The following is a 23,409-nucleotide window of genomic DNA, read 5'->3' as shown; positions in this document are numbered from 1 at the left end:
GATTACAGGCGCATCGGCATGACGACATAGGATGAATCGTCGTTGTCGAATTCCTGGACAAGCGCGCTGCTGTTGGCATCGGAGAGAATCAGACGCACCTGATCGGTGGTCATCACGCCCAGCACATCCAACAGGTAACTGACGTTGAAGCCAATCTCCAGTGGACCGCCGTTGTAATCGACCACCACTTCCTCTTCCGCTTCTTCCTGCTCAGGGTTGTTGGCCTGTATTTTCAACAGCCCGCTTTCCAGTTGCAGGCGAATGCCACGGTATTTTTCGTTGGATAGAATCGCCGTACGGCTGAAGGCCTCGCGCAACGTTTGCCGATCACCTACCACAAGCTTGTCGCCACCGCGTGGAAGGACACGCTCATAATCAGGGAACTTGCCGTCCACCAACTTGGAGGTGAAAGTGAAGTCACCCGTGGTCGCACGAATATGATGCTGGCCCAGCACAATGCCGACTTCCGCATCCTGCTCGGTCAGCAGACGCGCCAGCTCGAGAATGCCCTTGCGCGGAACGATGACCTGGTGACGATCCGGCTGATCAATGCCGGCCTGTACCGAACACATCGCCAGCCGATGGCCGTCAGTCGCAACTGCGCGCAACATGCCGCTGGAGACCTCGATAAGCATGCCGTTCAGGTAGTAGCGCACATCCTGCTGGGCCATGGCGAAACTGCTGCGCTCGATCATGCGGCGCATCCTGCCCTGGTTGACACTGAAACTCAGTGAGCCAGGACCTTCTTCCACAGCGGGAAAATCGTTTGCGGGCAATGTCGACAGCGAAAAGCGGCTGCGCCCGGATTTGATGATCACCTTCTGGTCATCGAGGCGGATATCGATAAGCGCATCCGGTTGCAAGCTCTTGCAGATATCCATCAGCTTGCGCGCCGGCACGGTGATTTCACCGGGCTCGCACGCATCTTCCAACGCGACGCGACCTACCAGCTCGACTTCCAGATCGGTTCCCGTCAGGGACAGTTGCTGGTCCTGGACAACCAGCAAGACGTTGGACAGCACTGGCAAGGTCTGGCGCCGCTCGACGACGCCGGCTACCAGCTGCAGGGGTTTCAACAGGGCTTCGCGCTGAATGGTGAAATGCATGGTCCGGTCCCTTGCCTATTAAATGGCCGCAGTCTGTTCAGGTTGTCAAAGTACGAAGAAGGTTTTTGTAGTCTTCGCGAATATCGGCATCCAATTCCCGAAGTTCAGCAATCTTACGACAGGCATGCAGCACAGTCGTGTGATCCCGCCCGCCAAACGCATCACCAATCTCCGGCAAGCTGTGATTGGTCAGCTCCTTCGACAGTGCCATCGCCACCTGGCGTGGACGGGCAACGGAACGCGAACGCCGTTTCGAGAGCAGATCGGCAATCTTGATCTTGTAATACTCGGCGACGGTACGCTGAATATTATCGACGCTGACCAGCTTGTCCTGTAGAGCAAGCAGGTCTTTGAGTGATTCGCGAATAAGCTCGATGGTGATGTCACGCCCCATGAAGTGAGCATGGGCGATGACGCGCTTAAGCGCACCTTCGAGCTCGCGGACGTTGGAACGGATCCGCTGGGCGATGAAAAAGGCAGCATCGTGAGGCAGATCGACGTTAGCCTGATCGGCCTTTTTCATCAGGATCGCCACCCGTGTCTCCAGCTCCGGCGGTTCCACCGCCACGGTAAGCCCCCAGCCGAACCGGGACTTCAGGCGCTCTTCGAGACCGTCGATTTCCTTGGGATAGCGATCACTGGTCAGAATTACCTGTTGCCCACCTTCAAGCAACGCATTGAAGGTATGGAAGAATTCTTCCTGGGAGCGTTCCTTCTTGGCGAAGAACTGAATGTCGTCAATCAGCAACGCATCGACCGAGCGATAGAAACGCTTGAATTCATTGATAGCGTTGAGCTGCAACGCCTTGACCATATCGGCAACAAAACGCTCCGAATGAAGATAAACCACCTTGGCATTCGGATTTTTCTTCAGCAGATGGTTACCCACCGCATGCATGAGGTGGGTCTTGCCAAGACCCACGCCACCATAAAGGAACAATGGGTTATAGCCGTGTTTCGGATTGTCCGCGACCTGCCAGGCGGCAGCCCGCGCCAGCTGGTTCGACTTGCCTTCGACGAAATTCTCGAAAGTGAAAGTGCGATTGAGATAGCTGGTGTGCTTGAGTCCACCTTCAACCTGCACGTTACGCTCCGCACGTACGGGAGCCGAAGGTTCGGAAAAACTGTTCTGGGCATTTTCACGAGGCGGTGACTCATGAAAAGCAGGGGTTACAGCGACTGATGGCTGTTGAGCACGCGCCATGGAAGCAGACGGCAAGCCGGTAGCTGAAGCGCTGCGCTTGCTGCCTATCAGCAGAGACAGGTTTGGAGGCGGACCACTCGTGCGCTCGGACAATAGTTCCAACAGCCGGGACAGGTACTTCTCGTTGACCCAGTCCAGTACAAACCGGTTGGGTGCATAGACGCGAAGCGAATCCCCTTCGGCCTCAACCTGAAGCGGACGGATCCATGTGTTGAATTGCTGGGCTGGCAGTTCATCCCTCAAGAGGTCAACGCACTGCTGCCAAAGTTCCACCGACACGGAATCTCCTAGACGCTATCAAGCTGCAAAACGGTCGTCATTGTAGCCCTCAGGCATTCGGTTATCCACAAAAGCGCCATGCCTTGCAGCAGAAAAAACAACAACTCCAGCAACGCTCAGGACAACCAGGCGATCCCATAAGCCCTGTTGATAAGGCATCCAGAACCCTGGGTATGGGCCAGTGGATATCATGGCCACAACATTCACTGTGGATAAGTCACCTATTAGCACACAGGATATGCAATGGGTACTCACCCCAGGCCCACCGGAAACCCATAGGGTTCAGTTTGGCTCAAGCCCTTGCCAAATCTGAGTCTCAGAGGGTTATCCACAGAATGTCGGCTCACCATCTATAAACGCTTTAAAAAGAAAGACTATTCTTTTTCTTCTTTATTAAAGTTTCCCTGCTGATCGCCTGGTTGGAAATTGACCTGACTGCCCGGCTTCTCTACAATCGCCGGTCTCTCGAAAGGGGGCCATTCCGGCCCGCAATGGATCACCAGGTAAAGCATCATGAAACGCACTTTCCAGCCAAGCACCATCAAGCGCGCTCGCACCCACGGTTTCCGTGCCCGTATGGCCACCAAGAACGGCCGTGCCGTCCTGTCGCGCCGTCGTGCCAAGGGTCGTAAGCGTCTGGCAGTCTGAACACCTCGGAATCGGTAGTGAGTCGGGACTTCGGTCGGGAAAAGCGATTGCTGACCCCGAGCCAGTTCAAGGCAGTCTTCGACTCCCCTTCCGGCAAGTTACCGGGCAGGAATGTCCTGCTCCTGGTGCGCGAAAACGACCTGCCTCATCCCCGTATCGGGCTGGTGATTGGCAAGAAGAGCGTAAAGCTCTCGGTCGAACGCAATCGCATCAAACGGCAACTGCGCGAAACCTTTCGCCTTCACCAACTGGAGTTGGCGGGGTGGGACATCGTGGTGATTGCGCGCAAGGGATTGGCCGATCAGGACAATCCTGAACTGGCACGGCAGTTCAACAAGCTTTGGAGAAGGTTGTCGCGTACGCCTTCCCAAACGGCCGTTCATCCAGAACAGGATAAAACCGTTCATGCGTAAACTGGCCCTGATCCCTATTCGCATCTACCGGTACGCCATCAGTCCCATGATGGCCAGCCATTGTCGCTTCTATCCAAGCTGCTCCTGCTACGCACAGGAGGCCATCGAAAATCATGGCCTGCTGCACGGTGGCTGGCTGAGCCTGCGCAGGCTTGGCCGTTGCCATCCATGGAACCCGGGCGGCTATGATCCCGTGCCTTCAAACAACACCTCCAATTCATCTTCGATGACCGAGTAATCATGGATATCAAACGCTCGATCCTGCTTGTATCACTGGCCATCGTTGCCTACCTGCTGGTTCTGCAGTGGAACCAGGACTACGGTCAGGCAGCCCTGCCTGAAGAGACACGTCAGACGCAAAACGCCACGGCACAGATACCCGACATGCCGGCAGCTGCCAGTACTGAAGGCACACAAAGTGATATCCCGGTGGTCGCCAGCGAACAGCAGGCCAGTGCGCTTCCCGAAACTCAGGCAAGTTCTCAGCTGATCCGTGTACGTACCGATGTATTCGAACTGGCAATCGACCCGCGCGGTGGCGACATCATCGACCTGCGTCTGCCGCAGTTCCCGCGCCGCCAGGATCGTCCGGACGTACCTTTCCAGTTGTTCGAACGCAGTGCCGAGCGCATCTATGAAGCACAAAGTGGCCTGATCGGCGATGGTCCGGACAAGGCCAGTGGCCGTCCGCTGTACAGCAGCGAGCAACAGCAATATCAGCTGGCCGAAGGGCAGGACCGGCTGGTTGTCGATCTGACCTACAGTGAAGACGGCGTCGACTACATCAAGCGTTTCAGCTTTGATCGCGGCACGTACAACCTTGAAGTTCGCTATCTGATCAACAATCGCAGCGAAAAACCCTGGTCCGGCATCATGTTTGGCCAGCTCAAGCGTGACAGCACGGGTGATCCATCCTCCAGCACTGCTACCGGAACGGCCACCTACCTGGGCGCCGCGCTCTGGACCAAGGATGAGCCCTACACCAAGGTGTCCATGGGCGACATGGATGACAAAAACTTCCGGGCAACCGTCGAGGGTGGCTGGATCGCCTGGCTGCAGCACTATTTCGTCACCGCGTGGATTCCATCCCCCGATCAGACCAATCAGGTCCAGACCCGCAAGGACAGCCAGGGTAATTACATCATCGGCTTCACCGGCTCTGCAGTTGCAGTCGCTCCCGGTAGCCAGGGTGAGATCGCGGCAACCCTGTATGCCGGTCCCAAGGATCAGGACAAGCTTGAAGAACTGTCTCCCGGCCTGCGCCTGACTGTCGATTACGGCTTCCTCTGGTTCCTCGCCCAGCCAATCTTCTGGCTGCTGAGCGCCATCCATACGCTGCTCGGCAACTGGGGTTGGTCGATCATCGTGCTGACCATCATCATCAAGCTGATCTTCTTCCCGCTTTCCGCCGCCAGCTACAGGTCCATGGCCCGCATGCGTGCAGTGGCGCCAAAGATGCAGGCGCTCAAGGAACAGCACGGCGATGATCGCCAGAAGATGTCCCAGGCGGTGATGGAGCTGTACAAGAAGGAGAAGATCAATCCGCTCGGTGGCTGCCTGCCGATCCTCGTACAGATGCCGGTGTTCCTGGCGCTCTACTGGGTACTGCTGGAAAGCGTTGAAATGCGCCAGGCGCCCTGGATGTTCTGGATCACCGATCTGTCGATCAAGGATCCGTTCTTCATCCTGCCGATCATCATGGGCGTCACCATGTTCATCCAGCAGCAGCTGAACCCCACGCCGCCGGACCCAATGCAGGCCAAGGTGATGAAATTGCTGCCAATCATCTTCACCTTCTTCTTCCTCTGGTTCCCGGCCGGTCTGGTCCTGTACTGGGTGGTCAACAACGTCCTGTCCATCGGACAGCAGTGGTACATTACGCGCAAGATTGAGAAACAGGTGGCTGCCTCAGCCTGACTTGCCAAGTAAACAGAACGCCCCTTGATTGGGGCGTTTTGCTTTTTCGGTTCCCGGGGAGGAACGCATGAGCCAAGATCGCGAAACCATTGCCGCAGTCGCCACCGCACCGGGCCGGGGCGGCATCGGGGTCGTGCGTGTTTCCGGAGCACGTGCCAAAGCACTGGCCATCACCCTCAGCGGGCGAGAGCCGATAGCCCGTCATGCCCATTACGGTCCGTTCCATGCCGATGACGGCGAGGTCATTGATGAGGGACTGATGCTGTTCTTTCCCGGCCCGCATTCATTCACCGGCGAAGATGTACTGGAGCTACAGGGGCACGGTGGACCTGTGGTCATGGACATGTTGCTGCGCCGCTGCGTCGAACTGGGCGCGCGTCTGGCAAGGCCAGGAGAGTTCAGTGAACGGGCCTTTCTCAATGACAAACTGGATCTGGCCCAGGCCGAGGCCATTGCCGACCTTATTGAAGCCAGTTCAGCCCAGGCAGCGCGTAATGCGGTGCGTTCATTACAAGGTGAATTTTCCCGGCGGGTCCATCAACTGACTGAAAGGCTGATTCAGCTTCGCATCTACGTCGAAGCCGCCATCGACTTTCCCGAAGAGGAAATTGATTTCCTGGCAGACGGCCATGTGCTGGGATTGCTCGACGGTGTTCGAGCCGAGTTATCCACCGTGCTGCGTGAAGCCGGGCAGGGCTCCCTGCTTCGCGAAGGCATGACCGTGGTGATTGCCGGCCTGCCCAATGCCGGCAAGTCGAGCCTGCTCAATGCCCTGGCCGGTCGCGAAGCGGCTATTGTCACCGATATCGCAGGGACCACCCGGGATATCCTGCGTGAACATATCCACATCGACGGCATGCCCGTACATATCATCGATACCGCAGGGCTGCGTGACACCGATGATCAGGTAGAGCGCATTGGTGTTGAACGCGCCATCAAGGCCATCGAGGATGCTGACAGAATCCTATTGATGGTGGATGCCAGCACTTCACCCACAGGCGCCAGTGAATCACCCTGGCCGGACGTTCTCGTGACTCGGCCCGATCCGCTACGCACCACACTGATCCGCAACAAGGCCGATCTCACCGGCGAGCCTATCGGACTATCAACCGGCTCCGACGGTGAAACCACGCTCAACCTCTCGGCTCGTTCAGGCCAGGGACTGGATGTACTTCGTGAACACCTGAAGACCTGCATGGGTTACGACCAGACTGCAGAAAGCGGTTTCAGCGCCCGCCGTCGCCACCTCGATGCACTGCGCCAGGCCCAGCAACACCTCGACCACGGTCACGCGCAACTGACCCTAGCCGGTGCTGGAGAACTGCTGGCCGAAGACTTGCGCCAGGCCCAGCAAGCGCTTGGCGAAATCACCGGCTCCTTCAGCTCTGATGATCTGCTGGGACGGATCTTTTCCAGTTTCTGTATCGGCAAATAACCACTCGTTCGGCAACCGATTCACTCGGATCGCTGTGCTCAATGAGCATGGCGGGACCGGCTGTGCCTGATCACAAATACAAAAATAAATGTGCAGTAGAACTATTACGGCTCAAACGCCACTGCTGAGCCCTGTGGACAAGCCAGTCTAAGCTCGGTCCATAACTCGGGTATAAAGCAGGGCATAACCGTGCCTGTGGACAAGTAGCAATTCCATACACAGGATGCACACGGCCTACGCACGGTCGCCGCTCAGCTTTAGCACCGAGTTGTTATCCTCTGTACATCAATAAAATAGGGGGCTTACAGGGTTATCCACAGAAAATAGGCTCACCATTTATAAACATAAAAATAAGCTTTAAAGAATTTCTATCTATCTATTTATTTTTATCGCCTTTGGCGCTCACTCAGCTGATTGGTTATTTTTTATCCAGAAGCCTTCTTTCAACGTCCGTGAAACCCTATACTTGCGCGCTTCCCAGAACTCATCTGAACAGGCACGAGGTGCGTGGTGGATTTCCCTTCCCGTTTTGACGTCATCGTGATCGGCGGTGGCCATGCCGGTACCGAAGCTGCATTGGCAGCAGCGCGAATGGGCGTGAAAACCCTCTTGCTGACGCACAATGTGGAAACCCTTGGGCAGATGAGTTGCAATCCGGCCATCGGCGGTATCGGCAAGAGCCATTTGGTCAAGGAAATCGATGCCTTGGGTGGTGTCATGGCGTCTGCCACCGACAAGAGCGGCATCCAGTTTCGTGTGCTCAACAGCCGCAAGGGCCCCGCAGTTCGCGCAACCCGAGCGCAGGCCGATCGGATTCTGTACAAGGCTGCCGTACGAGAAACGCTGGAGGCCCAGGCGAACCTGTGGATATTCCAGCAGGCTGTCGATGACCTGATTGTTGAAGCCGATCAGGTCAAGGGCGTAGTCACGCAGATGGGACTGCGCTTCTTCTCCGAATCTGTGGTACTGACCACCGGGACTTTCCTCGGCGGACTTATCCACATAGGCATGCAGAGTTATTCCGGGGGCCGTGCCGGGGATCCGCCTTCCATTGCCTTGGCGCAACGCCTGCGTGAACAACCCTTGCGTGTAGGCCGTCTGAAAACCGGTACGCCACCCCGTATCGATGGCAGAAGCGTCGACTTCTCGGTGATGACCGAACAGCCGGGAGACACACCGCTGCCGGTGATGTCCTTTCTGGGCAACCGCGAGCAGCATCCGCGGCAGGTCAGCTGCTGGATCACCCATACCAATGCCCGTACCCACGAAATCATCGCGGCCAATCTTGATCGCTCGCCCATGTATTCCGGTGTCATCGAAGGTGTCGGCCCGCGCTATTGCCCGTCCATCGAGGACAAGATCCATCGCTTTGCCGACAAGGACAGCCACCAGGTCTTCATCGAACCCGAAGGCCTGACCACCCATGAGCTGTACCCCAATGGCATTTCCACTTCGCTGCCGTTCGATGTGCAATTGCAGATCGTGCAGAGCATCCGTGGCATGGAGCAGGCGCATATCGTTCGCCCCGGCTATGCCATCGAGTACGACTACTTCGACCCCCGCGACCTTAAGCACAGCCTGGAAACCAAGGTGATCAGCGGCCTGTTCTTCGCTGGCCAGATCAACGGCACCACTGGTTACGAGGAAGCGGGCGTGCAGGGCTTGCTCGCCGGTACCAATGCCGCACTGCGTGCGCAGGGTCGCGAGAGCTGGTACCCACGCAGGGACGAAGCCTATCTGGGCGTGTTGATCGACGATCTGATTACGCTGGGCACTCAGGAGCCCTATCGGATGTTCACCTCGCGTGCCGAATACCGGCTGATCCTGCGCGAGGACAATGCCGATCTGCGTCTGACCGAGAAAGGTCGCGAGCTGGGGCTGGTCGATGACATCCGCTGGGCCGCCTTCGAGCGCAAGCGCGAAAGCATTGCGCGCGAGGAGCAGCGTTTGAAGGAGACCTGGGTGCGTCCGAACACCGAACAGGGTGATGCGATTTCAGCTCGCTTTGGCACCCCCTTGACCCATGAGTACAACCTGTTGAATCTGCTGGCGCGTCCTGAAATCGATTATCAGAGTCTGGTCGAATTGACTGGCGTGGTGGTGAATGATCCACAGGTGGCCGAGCAGGTCGAAATCAAGACCAAATACGCCGGCTATATCGAGCGTCAGCAGGATGAAATTACCCGTCTGCGCGCCAGCGAGAATGTAGTGCTGCCAGCTGGACTGGATTACAAGGCAATCTCCGGGCTGTCCAAGGAGATTCAGCACAAATTGTCACTGGCACGCCCTGAAACGCTGGGGCAGGCCTCGAGAATTCCGGGTGTCACCCCTGCAGCCGTGTCATTGCTGATGATTCACCTGAAAAAACGCAGTGCCGGCCAGAAACTGGAGCAGAGCGCCTGATGAGTCTCGAGACGGCAAGTCATGCAGCAGAATTGCGCGAAGGTGCGCTCCAGTTGGGTATTGAGTTGAGCGAGGAGCAGCAACGGCTGCTGCTTGGCTATCTGGCCCTGCTGAACAAGTGGAACAAGGCTTACAACCTGACTGCCGTGCGTGATCCGGCGGAGATGGTTTCTCGCCATCTGCTCGACAGCCTCAGTGTGGTGCCGCAGGTAGAAACCGGTGGTGATCGCTGGCTTGATGTGGGCAGCGGCGGCGGCATGCCGGGTATCCCGCTGGCAATCCTGTTTCCCAAGCGCAACTTCACGCTGCTCGATTCAAACGGCAAAAAAACCCGCTTCCTCACCCAGGTCAAGCTGGAACTGAAACTGGCCAACGTTGAAGTTATCCACAGTCGGGTTGAGGCATTCAAACCCCAAGAGCCCTTTACCGACATCACCTCACGCGCTTTCAGCGCTCTGGAAGATTTTGCCAACTGGACGCGTCACCTGAGTGATGACACGACTCGCTGGCTGGCCATGAAGGGCGTACACCCTGATGACGAACTACAGGCCCTGCCTGCGGATTTCCAACTGGAGCGCTGTCTGGTGCTCAAGGTTCCCGGTTGCCAAGGCCAGCGCCATCTGCTGATACTGCGCCGCACTTCATGACCCCGGACAGATACTGATCATGGCCAAAGTATTCGCCATCGCCAATCAGAAGGGCGGTGTCGCCAAGACCACCACCTGCATCAATCTCGCCGCCTCGTTGGTGGCGACACGTCGTCGCGTGTTGCTGATCGACCTCGATCCACAAGGCAACGCGACTACCGGCAGCGGTGTGGATAAGTTGAATCTGGAATATTCGATCTACGATGTTCTGATTGGCGACTGCAACCTGGTCGACGCCATGCAGTTCTCCGAACATGGCGGCTATCAGCTGCTGCCAGCCAATCGTGACCTGACTGCCGCCGAGGTTGCTTTGCTCAACCTGCCGGCCAAGGAACATCGCCTGCGCGAGGCGCTGGCACCGGTGCGCGAAAATTACGATTACATTCTCATCGACTGCCCGCCGTCGCTCTCGATGCTGACCATCAATGCGCTGACTGCCGCCGACGGGGTGATCATCCCCATGCAGTGCGAGTACTACGCGCTCGAAGGTCTGAGCGATCTGGTCAACTCGATCCAGCGTATCGGCCAGGCGCTGAATCCCACGCTCAGAATCGAAGGCCTGCTGCGCACCATGTACGATCCACGCAGCAGTCTGACCAACGATGTTACCGAGCAGCTCAAGGCTCACTTCGGCGACAAACTCTACGACACCGTCATTCCACGCAACGTAAGGCTCGCCGAGGCGCCCAGCCACGGCATGCCGGCGCTGGTCTACGACAAGCAATCCAAGGGTGCACTGGCCTACCTGGCGTTGGCTGGTGAGTTATCCCGCCGCCAGCGGCGTGCCGCCCGCAGCGCAACTGCATAAGGAATTTTTCGATGGCGACCAAGAAAAGAGGCCTGGGACGCGGCCTTGATGCCCTGCTCGGCGGCGCCAATGTCAGCGCCATGCAGGAGCAGAGCGCTCAGCTTGATACCCATGAGCTGCAGCAGCTGCCGCTCGATCTGGTCCAGCGCGGCAAGTACCAGCCACGGCGGGATATCGATCCGGTCACCCTTGAGGAACTGGCGCAGTCGATCAAGGCTCAGGGCGTCATGCAGCCCATCGTGGTGCGGGCCATAGGTGCGGGTCGCTACGAAATCATTGCCGGCGAACGCCGCTGGCGTGCCAGTCAGCAAGCCGGGCTTGAGACCATTCCGGCGCTGGTACGGGATGTCTCCGACGAGGCGGCCATTGCCATGGCGCTGATCGAGAATATCCAGCGTGAAGACCTCAACCCCATCGAAGAGGCGGTGGCACTGCAGCGCTTGCAGCAGGAATTTCAGCTGACTCAGCAGCAGGTCGCCGATGCGGTGGGCAAGTCGCGGGTGACCATCAGTAATCTGCTGCGACTGATTGCCCTGCCGGAGGAAATCAAGACGCTGCTTTCCCACGGTGACCTGGAAATGGGACATGCCCGTGCACTGCTCGGCCTGCCGGCTGAACGGCAGATAGAAGGTGCGCGGCATGTTGTCGCACGAGGAATGACCGTGCGCCAGACCGAGGCCCTTGTGCGGCAGTGGTTGAATACCCAGCAAGCGCCGAAAAGCGAGCCGAAAAGCGATCCGGACATACAGCGTCTGGAACAGCGACTGGCCGAGCGGCTGGGCTCCCCGGTGCAAATCAGGCACGGCGAAAAGGGCAAGGGACAGCTGGTTATTCGCTACAATTCGCTGGATGAGCTGCAAGGTGTGCTGGCGCACATTCGCTGAAACAAAATAGATGTAGTGGACGCCGAAAAAGGCTACCTGAAGGTTGAACGCGACGTGGCCTGCTCCTATACTCGCCGCGCTTTTTTGACTGCGGTCATGGTTGGTGACAACGCTATCTGGCGACGGATGTACGGGTGAATATACGCAACAGAACACCGTTTCATCGCCTTCCAGTCGTCCGTGTGCTGGCTGTACAGGCACTTACCGGGTTGCTTACCGCTATGTTCTGCGGCCTGCTTTTTGGTATGGTCGCCGGCTATTCCGGTTTGCTCGGCGGCCTGATAGCGCTACTGGCCAATGTCTACTTCGCGTTCAAGGCGTTTCGTTACTACGGCGCGCGTTCGGCCAGGGCAATCGTGCAGTCCTTCTGGGCTGGCGAGATGGGAAAACAGATTCTTGCAGCAGCGCTGTTTGCGCTGGTGTTTGTGGGAGTGAAACCGCTGGAACCAGCCGCATTGTTTGCTGGTTACATGCTGGTTCTGGGTGCTGGAGCCAGCGCCCTCCTGCTGATGAAAACTAATCCGAAGCATTGAGCACTGAGGCTTTTATGGCGAGTACCCCGGCGGAATATATCCAGCATCACCTGCAGAATCTGACCTACGGAAAACTGCCGGCAGGTTACGTTCGCGCTGACGGTTCGGTCGTTGATCAGGCGACCTGGACCATTGCCCAGACGGGTCTTGAGGCTCGCGACATGGGCTTCATGGCGTTCCATCTGGATACCTTGGGTTGGTCGCTGCTGATGGGCGCCCTCTTCATCCTGCTGTTCCGCAGCGCCGCCAAGGTGGCTACTGACGGTGTGCCGGGCAAGCTGCAGAATTTCGTCGAAATGTGCGTCGAGTTCATCGAGGGCGTGGTCAAGGACACCTTCCACGGTCGCAATACGCTGGTCGCACCCCTGGCATTGACCATCTTCGTCTGGGTGTTCCTGATGAACAGCCTGAAGTGGATTCCGGTCGATTACATCCCCGGCATCGCTGCACTGCTGGGACTGCCGGCATTCAAGATCGTACCGACCGCCGATCCGAACGGTACCTTCGGTCTGTCGCTCGGCGTATTCATTCTGATCCTCTTCTACAGTTTCAAGGTCAAGGGCGTCGGCGGTTTCACCAAGGAACTGGCGTTCACTCCGTTCAATCACTGGTCGCTGGTTCCATTCAACCTGTTCCTCGAAATTCTCGGTCTGCTGACCAAGCCGCTGAGCCTGGCTCTGCGTCTGTTCGGCAACATGTATGCCGGTGAGGTGGTGTTCATCCTCATCGCGCTGCTGCCGTTCTATGTGCAGTGGACCCTGAATGTACCCTGGGCGATCTTCCATATCCTGGTAATCCCGCTGCAGGCGTTCATCTTCATGGTTCTGACCGTGGTGTATCTGAGCTCTGCACATGAAGACCATGGATCCGAGCACGCGCACTAACGGCTGAACCGCTCGAAACGATTTTGCTTTACCCACGAAAAACCTTAACCCTCTAGCTTCAGGAGCTTTACATGGAACTCGTCTACATCGCTGCCTCCATCATGATTGGTCTGGGTGCCCTGGGCACCGGTATCGGCTTCGCCCTGCTGGGCGGCAAGCTGCTCGAATCCACTGCTCGTCAGCCTGAGCTGGCTCCGCAGCTGCAAACCAAGACCTTCCTGATGGCCGGCCTGCTCGACGCCGTACCGATGATCGGTGTTGGTATCGCGATGTACCTCATCTTCGTTGTCGCTGGTTAAGCATTTATCCGGTTTGAGATGGGGTTCGCCGGGCGGACCCCGTCGCCGTGGAATGACTCCCGCGTTGAACGAGATAGCACGAGGTAAATCGCTGTGAACATTAACTTGACGCTGTTCGGTCAAACGCTCGCCTTCGCTATCTTCGTCTGGTTCTGCATGAAGCTCGTCTGGCCGCCGATTACGGCTGCCATGAGCGCTCGCCAGAAGAAGATTGCCGAAGGGCTGGATGCGGCAGGCCGTGCGCAGCAAGACCTGAAACTGGCTCAGGACAAGGTGACCAACACCCTGCGTGAGACCAAGGAACAGGCTGCCCAGATCATCGAGCAGGCCAACAAGCAAGCCAACGCGATTGTCGAGGAAGCCAAGCAGCAGGCACGTAACGAAGGCGAGCGACTTGTCGCCGGTGCCCGCGCCGAGATCGAACAGGAAGTGAATCGTGCCAGGGATCAACTGCGCAGTCAGGTAGCGGCTCTGGCCGTCGCCGGTGCAGAGAAGATCCTGGAGTCCCAGGTGGACGCCAAGGTACACAACGAACTGGTCGAAAAACTGGCCTCCCAACTTTAAGCGAGGCAAGCGATGATCAATACCCAGACGCTTGCTCGGCCTTACGCGAAAGCCGCTTTCGAGTTTGCCAGTGCGGCCGGACAATCCGAGTCCTGGTCGAAGATGCTGAGCCTGGCCTCCATCGCCGTTGAAGTCCCGGAAGTCTCGGCCCTGTTGAGCGATCCGCGCCTGACCAGCGAAAGCAAGGTCAAGGAGCTGGTTCGCCTGCTTGGTGATGATACGGACGAAGCCTTCCGCAATTTCGTTCGCAGCCTTGGCGAGAATGATCGCCTGTCGGTTCTGCCGACGGTGAGTGAGCTGTACGAGGACATCAAGGCGCAAGCCGAAAAAACGCTTGAGGCGGAAATCGAAACTGCCTTCGAGCTCAGCAACGCGCAACTGCAAACTTTGGCTGCCGCCCTGTCGAAGCGGCTAGATCGCACCGTCAACCTCCAGCAGGCTGTAAATCCTGCGCTGATCGGCGGCGTGGTTATTCGCGCCGGTGATGTGGTTGTCGACGGTTCGGTCCGCGGCAAACTGAGCCAGTTGGCCGAATCGTTGAAATCCTGATTTGAGGGTCGTGGCATGCAGCAACTGAATCCTTCCGAGATTAGTGAAATCATCAAGCAGCGCATCGAGAAATCCGATGTCGCTGCTCAAGCCCGTAATGAGGGCACCGTCGTCAGCGTGTCTGACGGCATCGTACGTATCTACGGTCTGGCCGACGTGATGTACGGCGAGATGATCGAGTTCCCTGGCGGCATCTTTGGTATGGCACTTAACCTGGAGCAGGACTCCGTAGGTGCCGTGGTTCTGGGTAACTACCTGGGCCTGACCGAAGGCATGAGCGCCAAGTGCACCGGTCGCATCCTGGAAGTTCCGGTAGGTCCGGAACTGCTGGGTCGCGTGGTCGATGCCCTGGGCAACCCGATCGACGGCAAAGGTCCGATCAACGCCAAGCTGACCGACGCTGTCGAGAAAGTGGCACCGGGCGTGATCTGGCGTAAGTCGGTTGATCAGCCGGTACAGACTGGCTACAAGTCGGTCGACGCCATGATCCCGGTTGGCCGTGGCCAGCGCGAGCTGATCATTGGTGACCGCCAGATCGGCAAGACCGCCATGGCGATCGATGCCATCATCAACCAGCGCAACAGCGGCATCAAATGCGTCTACGTCGCCATCGGTCAGAAGCAGTCGACCATTGCCAACGTGGTACGCAAGCTGGAAGAGCACGGCGCACTGGGTAACACCATCATCGTCGCCGCTTCGGCTTCCGAGTCTGCTGCCCTGCAGTTCCTGGCTCCCTACGCCGGTTGCACCATGGGCGAGTACTTCCGCGACCGCGGTGAAGACGCGCTGATCGTATATGACGATCTGTCCAAGCAGGCTGTGGCCTACCGCCAGATTTCCCTGCTGCTGCGCCGTCCGCCGGGACGTGAAGCCTACCCAGGCGACGTGTTCTATCTCCACAGCCGTCTGCTGGAGCGCGCTTCCCGCGTGTCCGAAGAGTACGTCGAGAAGTTCACCAACGGTGCCGTGACGGGTCAGACTGGCTCGCTGACCGCTCTGCCGATCATCGAAACCCAGGCTGGCGACGTTTCCGCGTTCGTTCCGACCAACGTGATTTCCATCACTGACGGTCAGATCTTTCTGGAATCGGCCATGTTCAACGCCGGTATCCGTCCGGCCGTCAACGCCGGTATCTCGGTATCCCGTGTGGGTGGTGCTGCTCAGACCAAGATCATCAAGAAGCTGTCCGGTGGTATCCGTACCGCGCTGGCCCAGTACCGTGAACTGGCTGCGTTCGCGCAGTTCGCTTCCGACCTGGACGAAGCAACCCGCAAGCAGCTCGAGCATGGTCAGCGCGTTACCGAGCTGATGAAGCAGAAGCAGTATGCGCCGATGTCCATCGCCGACATGTCCGTGTCCCTGTATGCCGCCGAGCGTGGCTTCCTGACCGACGTGGAAGTGGCCAAGGTTGGCGCCTTCGAGCAGGCCCTGATCGCCTTCTTCAACCACGAATTCGCCGACCTGATGGCGAAGATCAACGTGAAGGGCGACTTCAACGACGACATCGACGCTGGCCTGAAAGCCGGTATCGAGAAGTTCAAGGCCACGCAAAGCTGGTAAGCCGCAGCGGGAGCCGCAAGGTTCCCGCCTGCTAACCCGATAGGTGTCAAATGGCAGGCGCAAAAGAGATTCGCAGCAAGATTGCGAGCATCAAAAGCACGCAGAAGATCACCAGCGCCATGGAGAAGGTGGCGGTCAGCAAGATGCGCAAGGCACAACAGCGCATGGCTGCCAGCCGTCCTTACGCGGAGCGGATCCGGCAGGTGATTGGCCATCTGGCCAGTGCCAACCCGGAATACCGTCATCCGTTCATGGTGGAGCGTCCGGTCAAGCGTGTCGGTTATATCGTTGTGTCGACCGATCGCGGTCTGTGCGGTGGCCTGAACACCAACCTGTTCAAGGCGCTGATCAAGCACATGAAGGAATGGCACGATCAGAAGGTCGAGGCTGACCTCTGCGTGATCGGCAACAAGGGTGCGAGCTTCTTCCGCAGTTTTGGCGGCAACGTGGTTGCAGCCATCGGCAACATCGGTGAAGCGCCGTCGATCAATGATCTGATCGGCAGCGTCAAGGTCATGCTCGATGCCTTCCAGGAAGGCCGAGTGGATCGCTTGTACCTGGTATCCAACAAGTTCATCAACACCATGACCCAGAAGCCGACGGTCGACCAATTGCTGCCACTGGCGGCAGCGGCGGGCGCCGAACCGGTCAAGAAAGGTCAGTGGGACTACCTCTACGAGCCGGACGCCCAGCAACTGCTGGATGCGCTGCTGGTTCGTTTCATCGAGTCCCAGACCTATCAGGCGGTGGTTGAGAACGGTGCAGCCGAACAGGCCGCACGGATGATTGCCATGAAGAGTGCAACCGACAACGCCGGTGAGCTGATTGGTGACCTGCAACTGGTCTACAACAAGGCCCGTCAGGCTGCGATCACTCAGGAAATTTCGGAAATCGTCGGCGGCGCTGCCGCGGTTTAAGAACGGTTCAAATATTCAGAGGAACCAAACATGAGTAGCGGACGTATCGTTCAAATCATCGGCGCCGTCATCGACGTGGAATTTCCACGCGATCAGGTGCCGAATGTCTATGACGCGCTGAAAGTACAAGGCGCCGAGACCACCCTGGAAGTCCAGCAGCAGCTGGGCGACGGCGTTGTTCGTACCATCGCCATGGGTTCGACCGAAGGCCTCAAACGTGGCCTGGACGTCAAAAACAGCGGCAAGGCCATTCAGGTACCGGTTGGTGCCGGCACCCTGGGCCGTATCATGAACGTCCTCGGCGAGCCGATCGACGAAGCCGGTCCGGTTGCCTGTGACGAGCAGTGGGGCATCCACCGCGCGGCGCCTAGCTATGCCGAGCAGGCTGGCGGCAACGACCTGCTGGAAACCGGCATCAAGGTTATCGACCTGGTTTGCCCGTTTGCCAAGGGCGGCAAGGTTGGTCTGTTCGGTGGCGCCGGTGTCGGCAAGACCGTAAACATGATGGAGCTGATCAACAACATCGCCAAGGCGCACAGCGGTCTGTCCGTGTTCGCCGGTGTGGGTGAGCGTACCCGTGAAGGGAACGACTTCTACCACGAGATGAAGGACTCCAACGTTCTGGACAAGGTCGCGATGGTTTACGGCCAGATGAACGAGCCGCCAGGCAACCGTCTGCGTGTGGCACTGACCGGCCTGACCATGGCCGAGAAGTTCCGCGAGGAAGGCAAGGACGTTCTGCTGTTCATCGACAACATCTATCGCTACACCCTGGCCGGTACCGAAGTGTCCGCGCTGCTGGGTCGTATGCCGTCTGCGGTAGGCTACCAGCCGACCCTGGCCGAGGAGATGGGCGTTCTGCAGGAGCGCATCACCTCCACCAAGACCGGTTCGATCACCTCGATCCAGGCCGTATACGTTCCCGCGGATGACCTGACTGACCCGAGCCCGGCGACCACCTTCGCCCACTTGGACGCCACCGTCGTTCTGTCGCGTGACATTGCTTCTCTGGGTATCTACCCGGCCGTTGACCCGCTGGATTCCACCAGCCGTTCGCTGGATCCGCTGGTGGTTGGCCAGGAGCACTACGACTGCACGCGCGGCGTTCAGTACGTTCTGCAGCGCTACAAGGAACTGAAGGACATCATCGCCATCCTGGGTATGGACGAGCTGTCCGAGACCGACAAGCAGCTGGTTGCTCGTGCTCGTAAGATCCAGCGCTTCCTGTCTCAGCCGTTCCATGTGGCCGAGGTCTTCACCGGCGCTCCGGGCAAGTACGTGTCGCTGAAGGAAACCATTCGTGGCTTCCAGGGCATTCTCAATGGTGACTACGATAACCTGCCGGAGCAGGCGTTCTACATGGTCGGCACCATCGACGAAGCCATCGAGAAAGCGAAGAAACTGTAACTGGCGCGCCCGCTTGCGGGCGCCGATCCTGTCCCTGACCGGCACTGTCCGGTTCAGGGGAAGATTACCGAGGCATAAGTATGGCTATGACAGTCCATTGCGACATCGTCAGTGCGGAAGAAGAGCTGTTCTCGGGGCTGGTGGAAATGGTCGTCGCCCACGGCAACCTGGGTGACATCGGTATCCTGCCGGGCCACGCGCCGCTGCTGAGCGATCTCAAGCCCGGTCCGGTGCGGGTGATCAAGCAGGGTGGTGAGGAAGAAATCTTCTACATTTCCGGCGGCTTCATCGAAGTGCAGCCGAACATGGTGAAGGTTCTGGCCGATACCGCTACTCGCGCCAAGGACATCGACGAGGCTGCCGCTCAGGCTGCCGTCAAGGCTGCGGAAAAGGCGCTGCACGAGAAGGGTGTGGATTTCGACTACGGATCCGCCGCCGCTCGTCTGGCCGAGGCCGCAGCCCAGCTGCGTACCATCGAGCAGCTGCGCAAGAAGTACGGTCGTCATTGATCGACTCGCAACTTCATCGCGCACGAGTAAAAGGGTAGCCTTGGCTACCCTTTTTCTTGTCTGTCATTTGTCGGCGCCGGGGCATTCGTATCAACGCCGCACACCGTTCAGGATCAGCATCCATGTCACTTGATATCGTCATTCTCGCTGCCGGACAGGGCACCCGCATGCGGTCGGCCCTGCCCAAAGTTCTGCATCCGGTTGCCGGCAAGTCCATGCTCGGGCACGTCATCGATACGGCGCGCGCATTGCAGCCCCAGAGCATCCAGGTGGTCATCGGCCACGGCGCTGATCGCGTGCGTGAGCGACTGACCAGTGACGATCTCACCTGGGTGGTCCAGTCCGAGCAGCTTGGCACTGGCCATGCGGTGGCGCAGGCACTGCCGAACTTCTCCGCGGAACGGGTGCTGATTCTCTACGGGGATGTACCCTTGATCGAAGCCGAGACCTTGCAGCGACTGTTGCACAAGGTTGGCCCCGAGCAACTGGCGCTGCTTACCGTGATGCTTGATGATCCCAGCGGATATGGTCGCATCGTCCGTGACGAGCGCGGCGAAGTACAAGCCATTGTCGAGCACAAGGATGCCAGCGACGAACAGCGTGCAATCCGCGAAGGCAATACCGGCATTCTGGCGGTACCGGGTCATCGCATCGGCGAATGGCTGGGACGCCTGTCCAACAGCAACGCACAGGGCGAGTACTACCTGACGGATGTGATTGCGATGGCGGTGGCTGACGGACTGCGCGTCGCCACCGAACAATCGCTGGATGCCATGGAAGTGCAGGGCGCCAATGACCGCATTCAGCTTGCCGAACTGGAGCGTCATTACCAGAAGCGGGCCGCTCGCCGGCTGATGGCCCAGGGTGTCACCTTGCGTGACCCGCAGCGCTTCGACCTGCGTGGTGAGGTCTCGGTGGGCCGCGACGTGCTGATTGATGTGAACGTGATTCTCGAGGGCAAGGTAGTCATCGAGGATGACGTTCAGATCGGGCCAAATTGCGTGATCAAGGACAGCATCCTGCGCAAGGGCTCGATCATCAAGGCCAATTCCCATCTGGAAAGCGCCGAAGTGGGTGAAGGTGCCGATTGCGGTCCATTCGCCCGTCTGCGTCCGGGCAGTGTGCTGGGCGCCAAGGCCCATGTGGGTAACTTCGTCGAGCTGAAGAATACGACCCTGGCCGAGGGTGCCAAGGCCGGCCATCTGAGCTACCTGGGTGATGCTGAAATCGGTGCGCGGACCAACATCGGCGCCGGGACCATCACCTGCAACTACGATGGCGCCAACAAGTTTCGGACGGTCATGGGCGAAGACGTATTCATCGGTTCGAACAGTTCGCTGGTGGCACCTCTGTTGTTGGGCGATGGCGCGACCACCGGTGCCGGTTCGGTGATCACCGAGGATGTGCCGGGGCAAACCCTGGCCCTTGGCCGGGGACGCCAGCGCAATATCGAAGGCTGGCAGCGTCCGGTGAAGAACAAGCCGTAGGGTGGACGTCGCCTTTCACGTCCACTACATCTCTGCTCGGGGGTTCAGTGAAACGCGAACCACGCCATATGCCGGATCTGTAGGGTGGATATCGTTTTCTATATCCACCACAACTCTCTCGGTGGATGGCCACCCCCGTGGATCGATAAAGCGTGATCCACCCTACGTATGCTTGACGAGAGCGTTCCATTAGGTTTTGATTCGCACCCTTAACTTTCGAATCGAAACCTCGCGCATGTCCAAGCGCAACACCCCACAACGTCGTCACGCTATCCTCGCTCTGCTCAATGAGCAGGGCGAGGTCAGTGTCGATGCGTTGTCACGGCACTTCGAAACTTCTGAAGTGACCATCCGCAAGGACCTCGCGGCACTGGAAAAGAACGGCTTGCTGCTGCGCCGGTACGGCGGTGCGGTGCCGCTGCCTCAAGAGCTCATCGGTGACACCATCCAGCCTGTTTCTCCCGCCAAGCAGGCCATCGCCCGCGCGGCGGTTGGCTGCATCCGTGAGCATGCGCGCATCATCATCGACAGCGGCACCACCACCGCGGCGATGATCCCGCAGCTGGGCTACAAGCACGGCCTGGTGGTGATGACCAATTCGCTCGGCGTGGTCAACGCCCTGCGCGAGCTGGAACATGAGCCTGTGCTGCTGATGACTGGAGGCACCTGGGACCCCCATTCGGAATCCTTTCAGGGTCAGGTGGCCGAGCAGGTTCTGCGCTCCTATGATTTCGATCAGCTGTTCATCGGTGCCGACGGCATCGACCTGCAGCGCGGCACCACCACGTTCAACGAGCTGCTGGGCCTTTCGCGGGTGATGGCCGAAGTCGCACGGGAAGTGATCGTCATGGTTGAATCGGAAAAGATCGGTCGGCGCATTCCCAATCTGGAGCTGCCCTGGAGCGGTATCCATACATTGATTACCGATGAACGCCTCGGCAGCGAGGCGCGTAACAGCATTCAGGACCGCGGCGTCAGGTTGATCTGCGCGGCCATCGAACACGATCTGGAGAACTGAACATGTGTGGCATTGTTGGCGCCGTCGCCGAGCGTAATATCAGCGCGATTCTTCTCGAAGGTCTAAAACGCCTTGAATACCGTGGTTACGACAGCGCCGGCATTGCCGTACTGGATGCCGCCGGCCAGCTGCAACGGCTGCGCCGTTCGGGCAAGGTTGCCGAGCTGGAAAGTGCCCAGCAGGCCCAGGAGCTGACCGGACGTCTGGGTATCGCCCACACCCGCTGGGCGACTCACGGCGCGCCTTGTGAGCGCAATGCCCATCCGCATGTGTCGGGTGAAGATCTGGCGGTGGTGCACAACGGCATCATCGAGAACCACGAAGCGTTGCGCAGCCAGCTCAAGGGGCTGGGTTATTCCTTTGTTTCGGATACCGATACAGAGGTCATCGTGCATCTGCTCAGCCACAAGCTGGACGAGTTCGGCGATCTGGCTGTTGCGCTCAAGGCTGCAGTGAAGGAACTGCACGGAGCTTATGGCCTGGCCGTGATCAGTGCCAAGCAACCCGATCGCCTGCTGGCCGCCCGCAGCGGCAGCCCGCTGGTGATTGGTCTCGGCATGGGCGAGAACTTCCTGGCTTCCGACCAGCTGGCATTGCGCCAGGTCACCGACCGTTTCATGTATCTGGAAGAGGGCGATATTGCCGAGATCCGCCGCGACAGCGTGCAGGTCTGGGATGCCACCGGGCAGTCGGTACAGCGTGAGTCGGTGCAGTACCACGAGGGGGCCGAAGCAGCGGACAAGGGCGAGTATCGTCATTTCATGCTCAAGGAAATCCACGAGCAGCCCAAGGTCGTGCAGCGCACCCTCGAAGGTCGCCTGGGTGACAAGCAGGTGCTGGTGCAGGCATTCGGCCCGCAGGCAGCCGAGTTGTTCGCCAAGGTGCGCAACGTGCAGATTGTCGCTTGTGGCACCAGCTACCACGCAGGCATGGTCGCGCGTTACTGGCTGGAAGAACTGGCCGGGATTCCCTGTCAGGTCGAAGTGGCCAGCGAGTTCCGTTACCGCAAGGTGGTGGTGCAGCCCGATACCCTGTTCGTCACCATCTCCCAGTCCGGCGAGACCGCCGATACCCTGGCCGCGCTGCGCAATGCCAAGGCGCTGTCGAAAAACGAGGGCTATCTGGCCAGCCTGGCGATCTGCAACGTCGGCATCAGTTCGCTGGTTCGTGAATCGGACCTGACCCTGCTGACCCAGGCCGGCCCGGAAATCGGTGTGGCCTCGACCAAGGCCTTCACCACCCAGCTGGTCGGGCTGATGCTGCTGACCCTGGCGCTGGGCCAGGTGCGCGGCACCCTGTCGGCGGACAAGGAAGCCGAGCTGGTCGCTGAACTGCGCCGCCTGCCGACCCGCCTGGGCGAGGCATTGGCCATGGATACCACGGTCGAGAAGATTGCCGAGCATTTCGCCGAGAAGCACCACACCCTGTTTCTCGGTCGCGGGGCGCAATATCCGGTGGCGATGGAAGGTGCGCTCAAGCTCAAGGAGATCTCCTACATCCACGCCGAAGCCTACCCGGCCGGTGAACTCAAGCATGGCCCGCTGGCGCTGGTCGATGCAGACATGCCGGTGGTTACTGTGGCACCGAACAATGAGCTGCTGGAAAAACTCAAATCCAACCTGCAGGAAGTCCGCGCGCGTGGCGGCGAACTGATCGTCTTCGCTGACGGCTCGGCCGGGATGGAGAACGGCGAAGGCACCTTCGTGGTGAACATGCCGCACATTCACGATGCACTGGCGCCGATTCTCTACACCCTGCCGCTGCAGTTGCTCTCGTATTACGTCGCCGTGCTGCGCGGTACTGACGTGGACCAGCCCCGCAACCTGGCCAAGTCCGTCACCGTCGAATAAACCCGCCCCAGCGGCAACCGAGCGGCAGCGGATTCCCAATCGGTTGCCGCTGCTGCGCCATCCCGTCAGCGCTTGGTGATGGACACCT

24 protein-coding genes are annotated in these 23,409 nt (G+C 58.8%); 21 read left to right on the top strand and 3 right to left on the bottom strand.

Features of this window, described 5'->3' with window-relative positions; genetic code table 11:
- Positions 1 to 2: 2 nt before the first annotated feature.
- The 3 genes from dnaN to NAV32_RS06365 form a co-directional block, all read right to left on the bottom strand.
- Positions 3 to 1,106 carry a DNA polymerase III subunit beta gene (dnaN, locus tag NAV32_RS06375; protein ID WP_256051957.1) on the bottom strand — a complete coding sequence of 368 codons (1,104 nt, stop codon included), beginning with the start codon at positions 1,104 to 1,106 and terminating at the stop codon, positions 3 to 5.
- A gap of 37 nt (positions 1,107 to 1,143) precedes the next feature.
- Positions 1,144 to 2,589, bottom strand: a complete 1,446-nt coding sequence (gene dnaA, locus NAV32_RS06370) for a chromosomal replication initiator protein DnaA (RefSeq protein WP_256051956.1) — start codon at positions 2,587 to 2,589, stop codon at positions 1,144 to 1,146.
- 374 nt (positions 2,590 to 2,963) lie between these two features.
- Positions 2,964 to 3,104, bottom strand: coding sequence for a hypothetical protein (locus tag NAV32_RS06365; RefSeq protein WP_256051955.1), 141 nt, complete (start codon positions 3,102 to 3,104; stop codon positions 2,964 to 2,966).
- Here NAV32_RS06365 and rpmH point away from each other — a divergent pair.
- The 21 genes from rpmH (at position 3,103) to glmS (ending at position 23,321) form a co-directional block, all read left to right on the top strand.
- Entirely contained in the window at positions 3,103 to 3,237 is a 135-nt protein-coding gene (gene rpmH, locus NAV32_RS06360) for a 50S ribosomal protein L34 (protein WP_002551315.1), read from the top strand. The two genes, NAV32_RS06365 and rpmH, sit on opposite strands and share 2 nt — an antisense overlap.
- 17 nt (positions 3,238 to 3,254) lie before the next feature.
- Positions 3,255 to 3,650: a ribonuclease P protein component gene (rnpA, locus tag NAV32_RS06355; RefSeq protein ID WP_256051954.1), complete on the top strand. Its 396-nt coding sequence runs from the start codon at positions 3,255 to 3,257 to the stop codon at positions 3,648 to 3,650.
- On the top strand, positions 3,643 to 3,888 hold the full coding sequence (yidD, locus tag NAV32_RS06350) for a membrane protein insertion efficiency factor YidD (protein ID WP_256051953.1): 246 nt from the start codon (positions 3,643 to 3,645) through the stop codon (positions 3,886 to 3,888). Before rnpA ends, yidD begins: the two co-directional genes overlap by 8 nt.
- A gap of 2 nt (positions 3,889 to 3,890) precedes the next feature.
- Positions 3,891 to 5,567: a membrane protein insertase YidC gene (gene yidC, locus NAV32_RS06345; protein ID WP_256051952.1), complete on the top strand. Its 1,677-nt coding sequence runs from the start codon at positions 3,891 to 3,893 to the stop codon at positions 5,565 to 5,567.
- Positions 5,568 to 5,634: 67 nt separating this feature from the next.
- Entirely contained in the window at positions 5,635 to 7,002 is a 1,368-nt protein-coding gene (gene mnmE, locus NAV32_RS06340; RefSeq protein WP_256051951.1) for a tRNA uridine-5-carboxymethylaminomethyl(34) synthesis GTPase MnmE, read from the top strand.
- Positions 7,003 to 7,512: 510 nt separating this feature from the next.
- On the top strand, positions 7,513 to 9,405 hold the full coding sequence (mnmG, locus tag NAV32_RS06335; protein ID WP_256051950.1) for a tRNA uridine-5-carboxymethylaminomethyl(34) synthesis enzyme MnmG: 1,893 nt from the start codon (positions 7,513 to 7,515) through the stop codon (positions 9,403 to 9,405).
- On the top strand, positions 9,405 to 10,052 hold the full coding sequence (gene rsmG / locus NAV32_RS06330) for a 16S rRNA (guanine(527)-N(7))-methyltransferase RsmG (protein ID WP_256051949.1): 648 nt from the start codon (positions 9,405 to 9,407) through the stop codon (positions 10,050 to 10,052). The genes mnmG and rsmG overlap by 1 nt, the downstream gene beginning before the upstream one ends.
- Before the next feature lie 19 nt (positions 10,053 to 10,071).
- Entirely contained in the window at positions 10,072 to 10,860 is a 789-nt protein-coding gene (locus tag NAV32_RS06325) for a ParA family protein (RefSeq protein WP_256051948.1), read from the top strand.
- A gap of 11 nt (positions 10,861 to 10,871) precedes the next feature.
- On the top strand, positions 10,872 to 11,744 hold the full coding sequence (locus NAV32_RS06320) for a ParB/RepB/Spo0J family partition protein (RefSeq protein ID WP_256051947.1): 873 nt from the start codon (positions 10,872 to 10,874) through the stop codon (positions 11,742 to 11,744).
- Between the two features lie 134 nt (positions 11,745 to 11,878).
- Positions 11,879 to 12,277: a F0F1 ATP synthase subunit I gene (locus NAV32_RS06315; RefSeq protein WP_256051946.1), complete on the top strand. Its 399-nt coding sequence runs from the start codon at positions 11,879 to 11,881 to the stop codon at positions 12,275 to 12,277.
- A 14-nt stretch (positions 12,278 to 12,291) separates the two neighbouring features.
- A complete protein-coding gene (gene atpB / locus NAV32_RS06310) occupies positions 12,292 to 13,161 on the top strand; it encodes a F0F1 ATP synthase subunit A (RefSeq protein WP_256051945.1) in 870 nt (289 codons plus the stop codon).
- A gap of 71 nt (positions 13,162 to 13,232) precedes the next feature.
- Positions 13,233 to 13,460, top strand: a complete 228-nt coding sequence (gene atpE / locus NAV32_RS06305; RefSeq protein ID WP_003290909.1) for a F0F1 ATP synthase subunit C — start codon at positions 13,233 to 13,235, stop codon at positions 13,458 to 13,460.
- Positions 13,461 to 13,553: 93 nt separating this feature from the next.
- The gene (locus NAV32_RS06300; RefSeq protein ID WP_256051944.1) at positions 13,554 to 14,024 is read left to right on the top strand and encodes a F0F1 ATP synthase subunit B; all 471 of its coding nucleotides are present in this window, start codon (positions 13,554 to 13,556) and stop codon (positions 14,022 to 14,024) included.
- Between the two features lie 12 nt (positions 14,025 to 14,036).
- Positions 14,037 to 14,573: a F0F1 ATP synthase subunit delta gene (locus NAV32_RS06295; RefSeq protein WP_256051943.1), complete on the top strand. Its 537-nt coding sequence runs from the start codon at positions 14,037 to 14,039 to the stop codon at positions 14,571 to 14,573.
- A gap of 15 nt (positions 14,574 to 14,588) precedes the next feature.
- Positions 14,589 to 16,133, top strand: coding sequence for a F0F1 ATP synthase subunit alpha (atpA, locus tag NAV32_RS06290; RefSeq protein WP_256051942.1), 1,545 nt, complete (start codon positions 14,589 to 14,591; stop codon positions 16,131 to 16,133).
- Positions 16,134 to 16,183: 50 nt separating this feature from the next.
- Positions 16,184 to 17,050 carry a F0F1 ATP synthase subunit gamma gene (gene atpG, locus NAV32_RS06285; RefSeq protein ID WP_256051941.1) on the top strand — a complete coding sequence of 289 codons (867 nt, stop codon included), beginning with the start codon at positions 16,184 to 16,186 and terminating at the stop codon, positions 17,048 to 17,050.
- 30 nt (positions 17,051 to 17,080) lie between these two features.
- Positions 17,081 to 18,457 carry a F0F1 ATP synthase subunit beta gene (gene atpD / locus NAV32_RS06280; RefSeq protein ID WP_256051940.1) on the top strand — a complete coding sequence of 459 codons (1,377 nt, stop codon included), beginning with the start codon at positions 17,081 to 17,083 and terminating at the stop codon, positions 18,455 to 18,457.
- Positions 18,458 to 18,537: 80 nt separating this feature from the next.
- The gene (locus NAV32_RS06275; protein WP_181086552.1) at positions 18,538 to 18,966 is read left to right on the top strand and encodes a F0F1 ATP synthase subunit epsilon; all 429 of its coding nucleotides are present in this window, start codon (positions 18,538 to 18,540) and stop codon (positions 18,964 to 18,966) included.
- A 122-nt stretch (positions 18,967 to 19,088) separates the two neighbouring features.
- Positions 19,089 to 20,453, top strand: coding sequence for a bifunctional UDP-N-acetylglucosamine diphosphorylase/glucosamine-1-phosphate N-acetyltransferase GlmU (gene glmU, locus NAV32_RS06270; RefSeq protein ID WP_256051939.1), 1,365 nt, complete (start codon positions 19,089 to 19,091; stop codon positions 20,451 to 20,453).
- A gap of 235 nt (positions 20,454 to 20,688) precedes the next feature.
- Positions 20,689 to 21,471: a DeoR/GlpR family DNA-binding transcription regulator gene (locus NAV32_RS06265; RefSeq protein WP_256051938.1), complete on the top strand. Its 783-nt coding sequence runs from the start codon at positions 20,689 to 20,691 to the stop codon at positions 21,469 to 21,471.
- 2 nt (positions 21,472 to 21,473) lie between these two features.
- Positions 21,474 to 23,321: a glutamine--fructose-6-phosphate transaminase (isomerizing) gene (gene glmS / locus NAV32_RS06260; protein ID WP_256051937.1), complete on the top strand. Its 1,848-nt coding sequence runs from the start codon at positions 21,474 to 21,476 to the stop codon at positions 23,319 to 23,321.
- Positions 23,322 to 23,409 lie beyond the last annotated feature (88 nt).

The sequence above is a fragment of the Stutzerimonas stutzeri genome, from assembly GCF_024448695.1.
Classification (GTDB): domain Bacteria; phylum Pseudomonadota; class Gammaproteobacteria; order Pseudomonadales; family Pseudomonadaceae; genus Stutzerimonas; species Stutzerimonas stutzeri_T.
Note: the sequence above shows the minus strand (reverse complement) of the source record. Positions and strands in the feature narration are given on the sequence as shown.